At 61.5% G+C, this 14,392-nt stretch carries 10 protein-coding genes and 2 pseudogenes; 6 read left to right on the top strand and 6 right to left on the bottom strand.

What is annotated here, in order from left to right:
* The first annotated feature begins 66 nt into the window (after positions 1-66).
* From AC3WPZ_RS07340 to AC3WPZ_RS07360, 5 genes are all read left to right on the top strand, one after another.
* A complete protein-coding gene (locus AC3WPZ_RS07340) occupies positions 67-1,359 on the top strand; it encodes a TolC family protein (RefSeq protein ID WP_291121297.1) in 1,293 nt (430 codons plus the stop codon).
* Complete coding sequence (locus AC3WPZ_RS07345; protein ID WP_291121295.1) at positions 1,356-2,969, top strand: efflux RND transporter periplasmic adaptor subunit; 1,614 nt, start codon at positions 1,356-1,358, stop codon at positions 2,967-2,969. The genes AC3WPZ_RS07340 and AC3WPZ_RS07345 overlap by 4 nt, the downstream gene beginning before the upstream one ends.
* Positions 2,966-6,085 (top strand): efflux RND transporter permease subunit, encoded by a 3,120-nt coding sequence (locus AC3WPZ_RS07350; protein WP_492438906.1) that lies wholly within the window; start codon positions 2,966-2,968, stop codon positions 6,083-6,085. The genes AC3WPZ_RS07345 and AC3WPZ_RS07350 overlap by 4 nt, the downstream gene beginning before the upstream one ends.
* A gap of 392 nt (positions 6,086-6,477) precedes the next feature.
* On the top strand, positions 6,478-6,990 hold the full coding sequence (locus AC3WPZ_RS07355) for a DUF305 domain-containing protein (protein ID WP_492438908.1): 513 nt from the start codon (positions 6,478-6,480) through the stop codon (positions 6,988-6,990).
* 403 nt (positions 6,991-7,393) lie between these two features.
* Entirely contained in the window at positions 7,394-7,729 is a 336-nt protein-coding gene (locus AC3WPZ_RS07360) for a plasmid pRiA4b ORF-3 family protein (RefSeq protein ID WP_492438937.1), read from the top strand.
* A gap of 161 nt (positions 7,730-7,890) precedes the next feature.
* Here AC3WPZ_RS07360 and AC3WPZ_RS07365 read toward each other — a convergent pair.
* The 5 genes and pseudogenes from AC3WPZ_RS07365 to AC3WPZ_RS07385 form a co-directional block, all read right to left on the bottom strand.
* Positions 7,891-8,031 (bottom strand): annotated as a pseudogene (locus AC3WPZ_RS07365) (IS66 family transposase); the annotation flags it as partial.
* A 200-nt stretch (positions 8,032-8,231) separates the two neighbouring features.
* Positions 8,232-9,644, bottom strand: a complete 1,413-nt coding sequence (locus tag AC3WPZ_RS07370; protein ID WP_492438910.1) for a multicopper oxidase family protein — start codon at positions 9,642-9,644, stop codon at positions 8,232-8,234.
* 17 nt (positions 9,645-9,661) lie between these two features.
* Positions 9,662-11,098, bottom strand: coding sequence for a TolC family protein (locus AC3WPZ_RS07375; RefSeq protein WP_492438912.1), 1,437 nt, complete (start codon positions 11,096-11,098; stop codon positions 9,662-9,664).
* Entirely contained in the window at positions 11,095-11,412 is a 318-nt protein-coding gene (locus AC3WPZ_RS07380; RefSeq protein ID WP_492438914.1) for a hypothetical protein, read from the bottom strand. The genes AC3WPZ_RS07375 and AC3WPZ_RS07380 overlap by 4 nt, the downstream gene beginning before the upstream one ends.
* A 381-nt stretch (positions 11,413-11,793) precedes the next feature.
* Entirely contained in the window at positions 11,794-12,621 is an 828-nt protein-coding gene (locus AC3WPZ_RS07385; RefSeq protein ID WP_492438916.1) for a copper-binding protein, read from the bottom strand.
* A 313-nt stretch (positions 12,622-12,934) separates the two neighbouring features.
* Here AC3WPZ_RS07385 and AC3WPZ_RS07390 point away from each other — a divergent pair.
* Positions 12,935-13,888: pseudogene (locus tag AC3WPZ_RS07390) on the top strand (IS5 family transposase).
* 228 nt (positions 13,889-14,116) lie between these two features.
* Here the strand turns inward: AC3WPZ_RS07390 and AC3WPZ_RS07395 are convergent.
* Positions 14,117-14,323 (bottom strand): sensor histidine kinase, encoded by a 207-nt coding sequence (locus AC3WPZ_RS07395; RefSeq protein ID WP_492438918.1) that lies wholly within the window; start codon positions 14,321-14,323, stop codon positions 14,117-14,119.
* Between the last annotated feature and the right edge of the window lie 69 nt (positions 14,324-14,392).

Below are 14,392 nucleotides of genomic sequence, written 5' to 3' on the forward strand. Positions count from 1 at the left end.
GGGCGGTTCCTGCTATCGCGCGTGGACCGGGCTGCTGCCCGTGCGCGCACGCTCTGGAGCTCAGATATGGAACAACACCTTCTCTCGACAACCCGCTCGCGGGCCCTGTGGCACGCGCTGGCAGCCGCCATCGCCTGGCTGGCCATCGCAACAACGCCCGCCGCAGCGAACCCGTCCGAACCACTGAGCCTGGACGCGGCGGTGCGCTCGGCGCTGGCGCATTCGCGCGGCCTGCAGGCCTCCAATGCCGCCGCTGCGGGCGCGCGCGATATGGCGGTGGCCGCCGCGCAGCGGCCCGACCCCGTGCTGCGCCTCTCGCTCGACAACCTGCCCGTGAACGGGCCGGACCGCTTCAGCACCACGCGCGACTTCATGACCATGCGCTCGGTCGCGCTCATGCAAACGCTGCCCAACGCAGACAAGCGGCGCGCCCGCGGTGAGCGTTTCGAGCGCGAGGCCGATGCGGCGCTGAGCGAACGCGCGCAGCGCGCCACTCTGCTGCAAACCGAAGTGGCCCAAGCCTGGCTGGAGCGCCGCATGCAGGAGCAGCGTTTGTTGTTGCTGCAGTCGCAGATCACCGAAGCGCGTGTGCTGGTGCAGACCACCGAGGCTGCCCTGCGCGGCGGGCGAGGCTCCACGGCCGATGCGCTGAGCGCGCGCGAGGCATTGGCTCAGTTGGAGCAAGGCTTGATCGGTGCACAGGCCGAGCGCGCCAACGCACGCCTCACGCTGTCGCGCTTCACCGGCGGCCCGCCCGACCAACCGCTCGCCGATCCCCCACCATGGCAACGCAGCACGGCCACGATCGTTCAAATGGCCCTCTTGCCTGATCTTGCCGTGCTGCAGGCCCGCGAAGCCGTAGCCCGGGCCGAGGCCGAGGTGGCCCGCCAAGAACTCAACCTCGACTGGAGCGCCGAGGTCATGTTCAGCCAGCGCGGCTCGCAGTTCTCCAACATGGTGTCAATCGGTATTTCCGTCCCGCTGCAGTGGGACAAGCCTCAGCGCCAGCAACGCGAACTGGCTGCGCGCCTGGCCCGTGTGAACGAACTGGAGGCTGAGCGCGAAGAAAAGACCCGCGAGCGAGCGCTGCAAGTGCAGCGCTGGCAGCAGGACTGGCGCGCAGGGCGGGATCGACTGGCCTACCTGGATGCGCAGCGCCAGCCGCTCGCCACACAACGTGTTGACGCTGCGCTGGCCGCGTACCGAGGCGGTCGTGAAGGCTTGGGCGCCGTGCTGCAGGCGCGCCGCGACTCACTGAACCTTGCCCTGGAACGCCTGGCCCTGGAGCGCGACACCGCGGGCCTGTGGGCGCAACTCGAATACCTGCTCCCCGACACCACGACTGGAGTGAAGCCATGAACAAGACAAGATCCCTCATCGCACTGGCCACTGTGGCCGCTCTCTCTGGCGTGGGCGTTGGCGCCTGGTGGCTGGGCATGAAGCAAGGCAGGGGCGACACCACTTCGGCCACCGCGCAACAGGCGGTAAGCACCAGCGCCCTCGACGACCCGTCGCAGTGGACCATCCCGCAGGGCGAAGCGGCCACGCGCCGGCACATCCGGGATGCACTCAAGGCTGGTGACGTGGACCCCGTCACCGGCCGGCGCATCCTGAATTACCACGACCCCATGGTGCCGGGCAAGAACTTCGACACACCCGCCAAGTCGCCGTTCATGGACATGATGCTGGTGCCGCGCTATGTCGGCAGCAACGCGGCGGATACCAGCAGCGTCTCGGTGAGCCCGCGCATCCAGCAGAACCTGGGCTTGCGCACCGCGCCGGTGGTTGAAGGCGCGCTGGTGTCGGAAGTGACGGCGGTGGGCAATGTGGCCTGGAACGAACGCGAACGTGTGGAGCTGAGTTCACGCGCCATGGGCTTCGTGGAGAAGTTGCATGTGAAAGCCGCGCTCGACCGCGTGGCCGCCGGTGCGCCCCTGGCCGAACTCTATGTGCCCGACTGGGTGTCCGCGCAGGAGGAGTACCTGGCGCTGGCCCGTCTGAGCGGCCCGGGCATTGAGGCGCTGCAGGATGCCGCGCGCCAGCGCATGCGCCAGGCCGGCATGACGACCGCCCAGATCGAGCGCGCGGTGGCCTCGGGCAGGGTGCAGTCGCGCTTCACAATCACCGCGCCCATCGCCGGCATCGTGAGCGAACTCCTGGTGCGCGAGGGTGCCACGGTGATGCCCGGTGCCACGCTGATGCGGCTGCAGGGCACCCGCACGGTGTGGGCCGAGGGGGCGGTGCCCGAAAGCCAGGCCGCGCTGTTGCAACCGGGTGCGCGGGTGCGCACCACCAGCCCGGGCGCGCCGGGCCAGACGTTTGAAGGCCAGGTGCAGGCGCTGCTGCCCGAGGTGGATGCGGTCACGCGCACCATCCGCGCGCGGGTCGAGCTGGCCAACCCGCAGGGCCGGCTGGTGCCGGGCATGCTGGTGAGCATGCGGCTGGCCCTCCCGAAGACAGCAGCAAGCTTGCTGGTGCCCAGCGACGCGGTGATCCACACCGGTCGGCGCAGCGTGGTGATGGTGGCCGAAGACGGGGGACGCTTTCGCCCGGTGGAGGTGACTGCGGGCCTGGAGGTGGGAGGCCAGACCGAGATCAGCGCCGGCCTGCAGCTGGGCCAGCGCGTGGTGCTCTCGGGGCAGTTCCTGATCGACTCCGAAGCCAGCCTGCGCGGGCTGGAGGCCCGGCTCAATCAGGAGCCCGCGACCACGCCCACCCCCACGCAACAGCGCTACACCACCGATGCGGTGATCGACGCGCTGAGCGGCGACACGGTCACGCTCACCCACCCACCGATCCCCGCTCTGAAGTGGCCGCAGATGCAGATGGGCTTTCAGTTGCCGCCACGCTCGGAACAACCACGCGATCTCAAGGCAGGCGATCGGTTAAAGATCGAGTTTGAAATGCAGGATGGCCAGGTGCCGCGCATCACCAGCCTGCAGCGCGTCGCACCGGGGATCGGCAAATGATCGCCGGGCTGATCCGCTGGAGCATCAACAACCGCTTTCTGGTTCTGCTGGCCACTGCGCTGCTGAGTGCCTGGGGCGTGGTGGCGCTGCAGCGCACGCCGCTGGACGCGCTGCCCGACCTGTCCGACACGCAGGTCATCATCCGCACCACCTGGCCGGGACAGGCGCCGCAGATCGTGGAGAACCAGGTCACCTACCCACTGACCACCACCATGCTCTCGGTGCCGGGCGCGCGCGCGGTGCGTGGTTTTTCGATGTTGGGCGACAGCTTCGTTTACGTGCTGTTTGAAGACGAGGTGGATCCGTACTGGGCGCGCTCGCGCGTGCTGGAGTACCTGAATCAGGTGCAGGCACGCCTGCCGCGTGGCGCGAGTTCGTCGATGGGACCCGACGCGACCGGCGTGGGCTGGATCTACCAGTACGCGCTGGTGGACAGGACCGGCCAGCAAGACGTGGCGCAGCTGCGCGCGCTGCAGGACTGGTTCGTGCGCTTCGAGCTCAAGACCGTGCCCGACGTGGCCGAGGTGGCCAGTGTGGGCGGCATGGTCAAGCAGCACCAGATCGTGCTCGACCCCGACAAGATGGCCGCCTACCGCGTGACACAGGCCATGGTGGCCGAGGCGGTGGCGCGCGGCAACCAGGAGGCCGGTGGCTCGGTGCTGGAACTGGGCGAGGCCGAGTACGCGGTGCGCGCCAGCGGTTACCTGAAGACGCTCGACGACTTCCGCGCCATCCCGCTCATCACCAGCAGCGCCGGTGTGTCGGTGCGCCTGGGCGATGTAGCGCGCGTTCAGATCGGGCCCGAAATGCGGCGCGGCATCGGCGAGTTCAACGGCGAAGGCGAGGCCGTCGGCGGTGTGGTGGTGATGCGCTCAGGCAAGAACGCGCTGCAGACCATCGCGGCGGTGAAGACCCGGCTGGCCGAACTGCAGCGCAGCCTGCCGGCGGGTGTGGAGATCGTGCCGGTGTACGACCGCTCGGGCCTGATCGAACGCGCGGTGAAGAACCTGGGCGAAAAACTGCTGGAGGAGTTCATCGTGGTGGCGCTGGTGTGTCTGGCCTTCCTGTTCCATCTGCGCAGCGCGCTGGTGGCCAGTATCTCGCTGCCGCTGGGCGTGTTGATGGCCTTCATCGTGATGCAACACCAGGGCATCAACGCCAACGTGATGTCGCTGGGTGGCATCGCCATTGCCATCGGCGCGATGGTGGACGCGGCCATCGTGATGATCGAGAACGCCCACAAGCACCTGGAGCGCTGGGCCCACCAGCACCCGGGTGAGACGCTGCAGGGCGAGCCGCGCTGGCGCGTGATCGGTGACGCCGCAGCCGAGGTCGGTCCGGCGCTGTTCTTCTCGCTGCTCATCATCACGCTGAGCTTCATACCGGTGTTCACGCTGGAGGCGCAGGAGGGCCGGCTGTTCGCGCCGCTGGCCTTCACCAAGACCTATGCCATGGCGGCCTCCGCCGGCCTGGCTGTCACGCTGATTCCGGTGCTGATGGGCTACCTGATCCGTGGGCGCATTCCGGCCGAGACCGCCAACCCGCTGAACCGTGCCCTGATCGCGCTGTACCGACCGGTGCTCGACGCGGTGCTGAAAATGCCCAAACTCACACTGGTGGTAGCGGCCCTGGTGCTGCTGGCCAGCCTGTGGCCGCTCCAGCACATCGGCAGCGAGTTCATGCCGCCGATGGACGAAGGCGATCTGCTCTACATGCCCACCGCGCTGCCCGGCCTGTCGGCCGCCAAGGCGGCCGAGCTGTTGCGGCAGACCGACCGCCTGATCAAGACCATCCCCGAGGTGCAGAGCGTGTACGGCAAGGCCGGGCGCGCCGAGACCGCCACCGACCCGGCGCCGCTGGAGATGTTCGAGACCACGGTCCAGCTCAAGCCGCGCAACGAATGGCGCGCCGGCCTGACCCCCGAGGCACTCATTGAAGAACTCGACCGCACCGTGCGGGTGCCGGGCCTCTCCAACATCTGGGTGCCACCGATCCGCAACCGCATCGACATGCTGGCCACCGGCATCAAGAGCCCGGTGGGCGTGAAGGTGGCCGGGCCCGACCTGGCCACCATCGACCGCCTGACCCGCCAGATCGAGCAGGCGGTGAAGAACGTGCCCGGTGTGAGCAGCGCGCTGGCCGAGCGCCTGACGGGTGGGCGCTACATCGACGTGGATATCCGCCGCGCAGACGCAGCGCGCTACGGCCTGAACATCGCCGACGTGCAGGACATCGTGGCCGGCAGCGTGGGAGGCATGAACATCGGCGAGACGGTGGAGGGCCTGCAGCGCTTCCCGATCAACCTGCGCTACCCGCGCGAGCTGCGCGACTCGCTGCCCGAACTGCGCGCACTGCCCATCGTGGCACCCGGCGGCCAGCGCCTGGTGCTGGCCGATGTGGCCGACCTGCGCATCACTGAAGGGCCTCCCATGCTGCGCAGCGAGAACGCGCGCCTGGCCGGCTTTGTGTATGTGGACATCCGCGGGCGCGACCTGCGCGGCGCGGTGCTGGACATGCAGCGAGCGGTGGCTCAGCAGGCGGTTTTGCCTGCGGGGTACTCGGTGTCGTGGTCGGGGCAGTTCGAATACCTGGAACGCGCCACGGCCAAGCTCAAGCTGGTGGTGCCGGTCACGCTGCTGATCATCTTCGTGCTGCTGTACCTGATCTTCCACCGCTTCGACGAGGCGCTGCTGATCATGGCCACGCTGCCATTCGCGCTGGTGGGCGGTGTGTGGTTCCTGTGGCTGCTGGGGCACAACCTGTCGGTGGCGAGCATGGTGGGCTTCATCGCACTGGCGGGGGTGGCGGCCGAGTTCGGCGTGATCATGCTGATCTACCTCAAGCAGGCTTGGCGAGAACGGCTGGACGCCGGGCTGGACGGCGACGCCTCGCTGCTGGACGCGATCCGGGAAGGCGCGGTGCTGCGGGTGCGCCCCAAAGCCATGACGGTGGCCACCATCGTGGCTGGGTTGCTGCCGCTGTTCTGGGGCCTGGGCACCGGCAGCGAGGTGATGCAGCGCATCGCGGCACCCATGATCGGCGGCATGATCAGCGCGCCGCTGCTTTCGCTGTTTGTGGTGCCGGTGGCCTACCGGCTGATGCGGAAGCCGCGTTGACGCTGTCTCGGATTTGGCCGTAGACCGCTGCTTACAACCGTGCCAGCCGCAAAGCGCTTCGGAGGCCGACAGCAGGGGCACGCTGTCCATCCCTCTTGAGCATCCTCCGCGCGCGCACTAGCGTCGGTCCCCGTCTGGATGCGCAGCACTTCTTCGAAGCTTTCACTGAATCTGCGCGTGCGATGTGGAGTGTGACGCGGTTGCCGAAAGCAAGCTTTTGAGGTGCGAGTGGACGGCAGATATCGGTTTGATTTTGTGCGGTCGATGCCTACTTCATTCGCCGGCAATCTCCTACAGACTTGGACTTTGGAGGGTGGTCCAATTTTTGGATTACGGGCTACAAAAAATCGCGACAGCCCTTTGGCCCGTATTTCACACGGCAAGGAGAAATGATGAAAAACGGCAACCACGGCTCCCCAGATTCGGCCATGCGACATGAAAGCATGGGTCACTACACGTTGTTCGCGGTCAACATGGTCCTCAGCCTAATAGTCATGTATTTCGTCATGTTTTCCATGATCGATGGCTGGTCTGATTTCCGCAATAACCTGAACATGCTCTACATGGCACTGACTATGGTCGCCCCGATGGGCATCATCATGCTCTTGACCATGCGCGGCATGTATCAGAGAAAGCTGCTCAATTGGGCGCTTCATGTCGTCCTCGCCCTGATTTTCGTCGTCGCATTGGCCGCCACACGTCAACAAAGCGCGATTGGCGACAGACAGTTCATTGCATCCATGATCCCGCACCACTCCGGCGCCATCCTGATGTGTCGTGAAGCCCGCATCCAGGACGTGGAGCTTATTAAACTGTGTGAGGAAATCGCAAATGCTCAGCGCAAGGAGATTGAGCAGATGAATGCAATCCGGGCTCGGCTGGAGTTAAGGGCGCAGAACTCGTAGTTTGGTCCTGATCAACATCAGTTCGTCGTGCACGCAATCAATGTGGTGTGCCTACATGCCGTGGTACTGAAGTCTGTTCTGGCGGCTGTGCACCGCCGCTAATCGCATCAGTTCTCGCTTGGCACATCCCAAAACGAAGGGACAGGGGCAGTCTTCGATTGGTACCTCCCAAAACATGCTTCTACCTCGCGCCTGGATAGAGACTTGGCCAAGGTGTCGGAGTCGACAAAACGCAGATAAACGCTTGGTAAGCTGGTTCCCCCTATGGCCTGGTCAGCTCTAAGCCTTTCCGCATTGGTTCCACAAGGTGCGATTGAATGCTGGTCAACCCTCGGCTACTAACCCGGTTTTCTGCACCGAGATTGAGATCACCCCGATTAGCGGTCCAGAATCGAGACGCGGGATGAAGGGGTGTTCGATCTGGCGGCGGTGCTCGCCGACGCCACCACCGAGTTCGTCTACACCTACGACTTTTGACGACGAATGGCGCCACCGGATCCATGTCGAGGGCGCCTTGGAGCCCGGCGCGAAGAACACTCGCCCGCTTTGCATAGCCGGAGCCAACGCCTGTCCTCCTGAAGATGTGGGCGGGCCACCGGGCTACAGCGACTTCTTGCAGGCTATCGACCCGATGCATCCTGAGCACCTGGCAATGTGGGAGTGGAATGGCGGACTCTTCGATCCCGCTGGCTTCGACCTCAATGCCGTGAACGCCGCGATGCATAAGCTGCGCCTGTAGGGCGTCCGTAAAGATGGGATGACCGGACGTTTACAGTAGATGAACCAGTAGCCGCCGACGTCGTCAGGCGTCCCGTGCGCCAAGCGTATCGTCGCGCCTGGTACCGTACAGGTCAATTGCACTGCATCCCGAATGCTTGGGGTATGAGGGCGTCTAAGAGCCAGGCCGCCCTTTGACTTGCCCAGGAAAGTTCGGGCATGCTCGCTCGCACGGCTTTCGCATAAGTCATAGACCACCGACTTGGTGTTCTCGAAGGCGCAGTAGGCCCAGAGGTAAGCTCGATGTGTTCTGCCGTTTCCGGGCTTGGCAGTGGTGGCGGCCTCACGTGGCCACACGAACTTGCCACTGTTCACGTGCCGCGCTGCCAGCCAAGCGTGGGATAGGAGGACGGTTAACCCGCCCGCCACCTTCGGGCACTTGCTCCCGCCCCGGTGGGCCATACGCGCTACTTACGAAGCTGTCGCAAGACATCGACAGGGCGTGAATCCGGCAAAACGATACTTCAGTGGCTGCCACGCACAGAGGGTTTCTTGATCTTCACAACGGTATCCGTTGAGGGCTTTTCCTTGCGAGGCATGGACTGTCCTCCCTCGGCCTTGAAGCGGGCTGGTTCGGCCATCGGACCAGTATATTCATAAGCCACCGTGCCTTCGGGGTGCCTGTACCAACCGGGGTTCTTGTAGTCCCCCGGCTTTTGGTCCCGGCGAACTTTCACGACGCTGAACATGCCGCCCATCTCGACCGATCCATAGGGGCCGTCGCCCGTCATCATAGGGATCGTGTTGTCTGGAATAGGCATTTCCATCTCGGTCATATCCGCCATGCCGCGCTCTCCCATCACCATGTAATCGGGAATGAGATTGTTGATCTTCTTTGCCACCCCACGGTGATCGACGCCGATCATGGTGGGAATGTCATGACCCATTGCGTTCATCGTGTGGTGGCTCTTATGGCAATGGAAGGCCCAGTCACCTTCCTCATCCGCCAAGAATTCGATCTGACGCATCTGACCGACTGCCACGTCCGCGGTGACCTCATAAAGCCGTGTACTCTTGGGCGTGGGACCTCCATCGGTACCAGTCACGAGAAACTCGTGGCCGTGCAGGTGCATCGGGTGATTGGTCATCGTCAGGTTGCCGATCCGAATGCGGACCTTGTCGTTTAGACGTACGTTCAGAGAGTCAATGCCGGGGAAGATGCGACTGTTCCAACTCCACAAATTGAAGTCGAGCATCGTCATGATTTTTGGCGTGTAACTTCCAGGATCGATGTCGTAGGCGTTGAGAAGGAAGCAAAAATCGCGATTCACCTCGTCAATCAGCGGGTTTTTCGTCTTGGGATGCGTAATCCAAAAGCCCATCATTCCCATGGCCATTTGAGTCATTTCATCCGCATGAGGGTGATACATAAACGTGCCGGGGCGGCGCGCCACGAATTCGTAGACGAAAGTCTTTCCGGGCTGAATGGCGGGCTGGTTCAACCCCGCCACCCCATCCATTCCATTGGGGAGTCGTTGCCCATGCCAATGAATACTGGTGTGTTCAGACAACTTGTTGGTCACAAACACCCGAACGCGATCACCCTCGACAACCTCGATGGTGGGGCCGGGGCTCTGGCCGTTGTATCCCCAAAGATGGGCTTTGAAGCCAGGAGCCATTTCTCGCACCACGGGCTCAGCCACCAAGTGAAACTCCTTAACGCCTTGGTTCATCCGCCAGGGCATCGTCCAGCCGTTGAGGGTAACCACCGGGTTGTAGGGGCGGCCCGAATTCGGCACTAAGGGGGCCATGGTGTCGGGACTGGTTTGAATGACAGGTTCAGGCAGCGCCGCCATCGCCACACGGCTCACGCTCGCGGCGGCCACGGCCCCTCCGGCAATACTAGCAACGCGAAAAAAATCTCTTCTCGAGGTCATTTTGTTTTCCTTTGGGATCAATGAGCTGCGCCAGATTCAGCGGCGACTCCAGCATTGCCGCCCGAGGCTCCAGCGCTTGTAGGCTTGCCGATGAGGGAGGCTTGGAGTGCAGCGTGCGCTTGCCAGAACTGCTGCTCGGCGTTTAGGGCCGCCATAACAGAGTTCACTTGATCGCGAGAATCGGCCAGCAACTCGAAGACACTAATAAGCATTCCGTTGTAACGAAACTGATTTTCTTCTGAGATGATTTTCCTAAGCGGGATCACCTCATCGCGGTAGTGCCGAGCGACGTCATAAGCGGTTCGGTAGGCGGAATAGCTTTCTCGAACACTCGATCCAGCCGCGCGAGCCGTCGCCTCCAAGCGGTTAGCGGCGACCAACGTCTGTGCATTCATCGAGTCGCGCCGCATGCCTCCCCAATCAAAAATCGGCAACTCTAAGCTAATTTCAAAACCGCGACGTGTCTGCTTGGAATTGTCTGCCGCGTCAAAAACGGAATCTTTTCGAATTCCTAACTCAATGTCTGTGAACGTCGACACAGTGTTCCAGCCTTGCGCACGGGCGGCAACGTCATATTCCGCCTTAGCGATCTGAAGGTCCAAGCGACCTTGGGACGCTTGACGGCCCGCTTCCTGAGGAGAAAAAGGCTCTTTGGGCAATATAGGCAAACGCTCTGGCAGCTTAAGCATCACTGCTTGGTCGTCATCAAGGCCCAGCAACCTGATCAACTCTTCACGAGCTGCTGTGGACTGTTGCTGAGCACCGGCTAATTGGGTCGCCGTATCCGCATAGAAGGCTTGCTGGCGTGCACGGTCGAGCTTGTTAAAATTGCCGATTGCTTGCAGCCTCTTGGCCAATTCGGCACTGGCTTGGGCACTAGCAAAGACTTGCTGGGTGTACGAGAAAGTCTGCTGGGCCGCGACAGCACGCACCCAGGCTTGGCGAACTTGAGTGACTTGATCGACCACGTCGCTGCACAGGCGTAGTTGGGCCTGCTTGATGCGCCCTTCTGCAATGCCTTTGCGCGCAGGCAACATCAATAAGTCCAGCAGGCCGAAGGACAGAAGTCGCCCAATTTCGGTTTCGTCTCCCAAGCGCATACGCTCGAGGCTAAGAATTGGATTGGCAATGCGGCCGGTTTGGGCTGCCATGGAAGCATCAGCCCAACTTTGAGCCACCATGGCCTGCATTGACGGACTGTTGACGAGCGCGAGCTGAACGGCGTCTTTCTGCTCCAGCGGCTTACTCAGCAGATCCAAAGCGCGTCTGCGCAAGCCATCACGTTCGCCTTGGTCACGGGCAAGTGTGAGCTGGCCATCCGTAAAACTGTTTGCCGTCGCATTGGCACTAGACAGGCTTTGTTCCAGATTCACACTGGCACAACCCGACAACACCACAACAGCAGCTGCAGTGACCGCGACTTTCGTATGGCGCATTCGTAAGAGGCGGATCATTTCTTGTCTCCATGAGGGGCATCATGTCCTGGAGCAGGCTGATTAGATTGGGTCGCAGGCTCCGCTTGGCGCATCTCCTTGGCGTAGGCACGCCATCCCCCGATCTCCCCCACCTTGTCATTGGCTTCCTTCCATGATTGAACAGACTGCTCCTTGTAGGCCTCGTATTCCGACAAAGCCGACCTGTAAGCAAGCTTGTAATCCGTCTTGATGGTTTCCGGCTCTGGAGCCTGCGCTAATGCGAGAGACGGAACGACAAATACAGCCGCTAGGAAGCAGCGTACCTGGATTTTAGCGAGCAGATGATTTTTCATATTTCTCCGAGCATTTTAAAGAAGATAGGTTTCCCAAGTTCACTGGCGAATAGTCAACCCTTAAAGCCCCGCCAAATATTCACCTCGCCCATGGCTGATTCGCAGTACATGAGTAGAGGTCTTTAGAAAGTTCCATGGACCATCCATGCCTGGCGAAGTTCACCGGCGATGTAGTTCTTGCTGTCCAGGTCTCTGTATCATGGAAAAGAAGCACCCCACAGCGCGGTCCCGGTATTTACTAGCCAGAGCTTCAACTGCAACCCTTGTTTGGAGCTCTGAGCGACCGACAATTGCTGCTTTTTGCGAAATGGCCCAGCACGGAAAGGCTCTGCAGCTCTAACCCTGCGGTTCGCCAAAGCTGTATCGCTGCACGCAGTCAAATCATTTGCGAGATTGGATGTCAGTTACGACCATCTTGCCTGCTTCCTGGATGACGATGAACTGAATTTTTTCACCCACTTGAACCTTGTCCAACATTGCCTTATCCTTGGCTGTGAAAACCATGGTCATTGCGGGCATATCCAGGTGCTTAATTTCTCCATGTTTGATCGTAATCTTCCCGCCTTCTTTGTCAATCTTGCGGATTTCACCGTCCGTCAAGCCAGGAGTGGCTGCCGTTCCCATCTTTCCTTGGTCCATACCCGACTTATCTTGCACCATCGTCATTTGCGCCGGTACGGAACCAGCAGGTGCTAGTGAAGGCGAGACCGCTGATGCTGACTTGTTGGTCACACTAATTTGACCCTTCATGCCCGCCTCGTAGTGCCCCGGGTGAAGGCAGGCGAAATCAACGACTCCACCCTTGGTGAAACGCCAGATGACCTCACCTGTTTTTCCGGGCTTTAAGGAAATTTTGTTGGCTTCTTCATGCTCCATGCCCGGATTTTTTTTCATCACCTCGTAATGCTCTTTTAATTCCTTTTCCGTGCCCAGGCCGAATTCGTGCGGTACCTTGCCAGAATTTGTGACGACAAAGCGGATCGTTTCTCCCTTCTTGACGGCTACCAGGGAGGGAGTGAAACGCATGCTGTCTGAGGCATCGACTTGAATGGTCCGTGAGACTTTGCCAGCAACACCAGCTTCGCCGATGGGCGATTCATCGTGTCCGCCGCCGTGTATGCCCGCCGCAGTAGCAGCCGAGGCGGCAAGAAGAGTCGCCGCGAATAAAAGACCTGAGCGCTTGCTGAAGGAAGCTTGTGCGAATGTCATTTGAACTCCTGGCAATTAAGGTAAGGAGGTGAACGGAAAGTTTAAACAAATGCTTCAGCCCGATATGTGCGCTGACGCCGCTAGGAAAAATGCAAGGCCTGAAGCCGACTAAGGTTACCTAATGGACAGTTTTGTCTTTTTGGACTCCCTATTCGCTATGGTCGAAGTATGTATAAGCCTGCCTGACGCGAGCCCGTCTGCTTCCTTACAAAGGTGTCAGGTTCGGTTGCAACCAGCCACTGGCAGTGGAAATCACGCTAGGGAGTGTCTGCACGACCCTGGCGCCCCTGGCCCGATGTGAGACAGTGACGGCATGAAACAAGTGAGCCTGGGTGAGAGCGGATTCGAGCGCAAAACCAAGAGGACTCGCAAGCGCGAGTTCCTCGACGAGATGAACCTTGTGGTGCCGTGGGTTGAGCTGATTGCGCCGCACGCGCCAGCGCGCGGCGCCCGCCGTTTGCCGTCGAGACCATGCTGCACATTCACTTCGTCCAGCAGTTATTCAACCTCTCGGACCCGTCCATGGAAGAGGCTGCACGCCATGGCGCTGTTTCGAATTCGTGGGCCTGGATGCCGGGGAAGACAACCTGCCCGACGAGAGCGCCATCCTGCGGTTCCGTCTCTGCTCGACGCCCACAACCTGAGCTTGCAGATCCTGGCCACCGTTAACGCCACGCTGGCCGCCAAGGGGTCCCTTCTGAAGAGCGGCACGGTGGTTGATGCCACCTTGATCGCAGCACCGAGTTCGACCAGGAACAGCAGTGGCGGGCGCGACCCCGAGATGCACCAGACCAAGAACGGCAACAGTGGCACTTCGGGATGACGGCGCACATTGGGGTCGATGCGGACTCGGGCCTGGTGCACACGGTGGTGGGTACAGCGGCCAACGTCAGCGACGTGACGCAGGCGCACGCACTGGTGCATGGAGAAGAAACGGACGTCTTTGCCGACGCTGGTTACCAGGGCGTGGGCAAGCGCGAAGAGACCCAAGACATCGCCGTCAACTGGCACGTGGCCATGCGACCGGGCAAGCGCAAGATGCTGGACAAGAGCACGCCGATGGGCGCGATCATGGACAGTTGGAGCGGGCCAAGGCCCGCATCCGCGCCAAGGTCGAACACCGGTTCCGCGTGATCAAGCGCCAGTTCGGGCATGTGAAGGTGCGCTATCGGGGACTGGCCACGAACACCGCGCAACTGCATACGCTGTTGCGCTGTCCAACCTCTGGATGGTGCGGCGCACGTTGCTGCGGGAAATGTGGGGATGAGTGCGTTTGCAAGCGGCCAAGGGGGCGCGAATCGGGGCGAAATTGGCCTTGAAACGAACCTCGTGAGCCGAAAGTCGCCATCACCAGAAATCGGATGCATCAACTCTGCTGTCGAGGTGACTTTAACTGTGCCTCCTTTCGCGACGACGATCTGACGCACGATGTACAAGCCCAGGCCGATACTGCCCGGTGTCCGCTGTTCAGCCGATTCATGCGTTGCGCAGCGCTTCAGCGGCTCAAAGAGCGTCCAAGGCCGCTCGAAGAGAAGTCGATCAGGTCGTTGATCAATCGTTGCATCGTGTCCGTGCTCCTCTTGATCATTGACATAGAGTTGACAGTGATCGGGTCTTTATCTTTCAAGGCGACACTTTGCGCGGCCATGCGGATAGTGCTCAGCGGATTGCGCAAGTCGTGGCTTGGGATTGCGAGGAGCATCTGCCGCGACTCGTCGATGCGCTGGGAGTAACTGCTGACGCTGTGAGCGAGCGATTAGTCGAGCGCCTC

It is taken from the genome of Hydrogenophaga sp. FW305-3-2-15-A-LB1, from assembly GCF_058787875.1.

Bases quoted from the DNA above. Each gene is read 5' to 3' on its own strand.
- AC3WPZ_RS07340 (WP_291121297.1), top strand. From the start codon at position 67: ATGGAACAACACCTTCTCTCGACAACCCGCTCGCGGGCCCTGTGGCAC.
- AC3WPZ_RS07345 (WP_291121295.1), top strand. From the start codon at position 1,356: ATGAACAAGACAAGATCCCTCATCGCACTGGCCACTGTGGCCGCTCTC.
- AC3WPZ_RS07350 (WP_492438906.1), top strand. From the start codon at position 2,966: ATGATCGCCGGGCTGATCCGCTGGAGCATCAACAACCGCTTTCTGGTT.
- AC3WPZ_RS07355 (WP_492438908.1), top strand. From the start codon at position 6,478: ATGAAAAACGGCAACCACGGCTCCCCAGATTCGGCCATGCGACATGAA.
- AC3WPZ_RS07360 (WP_492438937.1), top strand. From the start codon at position 7,394: ATGAAGGGGTGTTCGATCTGGCGGCGGTGCTCGCCGACGCCACCACCG.
- AC3WPZ_RS07370 (WP_492438910.1), bottom strand. From the start codon at position 9,644: ATGACCTCGAGAAGAGATTTTTTTCGCGTTGCTAGTATTGCCGGAGGG.
- AC3WPZ_RS07375 (WP_492438912.1), bottom strand. From the start codon at position 11,098: ATGATCCGCCTCTTACGAATGCGCCATACGAAAGTCGCGGTCACTGCA.
- AC3WPZ_RS07380 (WP_492438914.1), bottom strand. From the start codon at position 11,412: ATGAAAAATCATCTGCTCGCTAAAATCCAGGTACGCTGCTTCCTAGCG.
- AC3WPZ_RS07385 (WP_492438916.1), bottom strand. From the start codon at position 12,621: ATGACATTCGCACAAGCTTCCTTCAGCAAGCGCTCAGGTCTTTTATTC.
- AC3WPZ_RS07395 (WP_492438918.1), bottom strand. From the start codon at position 14,323: ATGCTCCTCGCAATCCCAAGCCACGACTTGCGCAATCCGCTGAGCACT.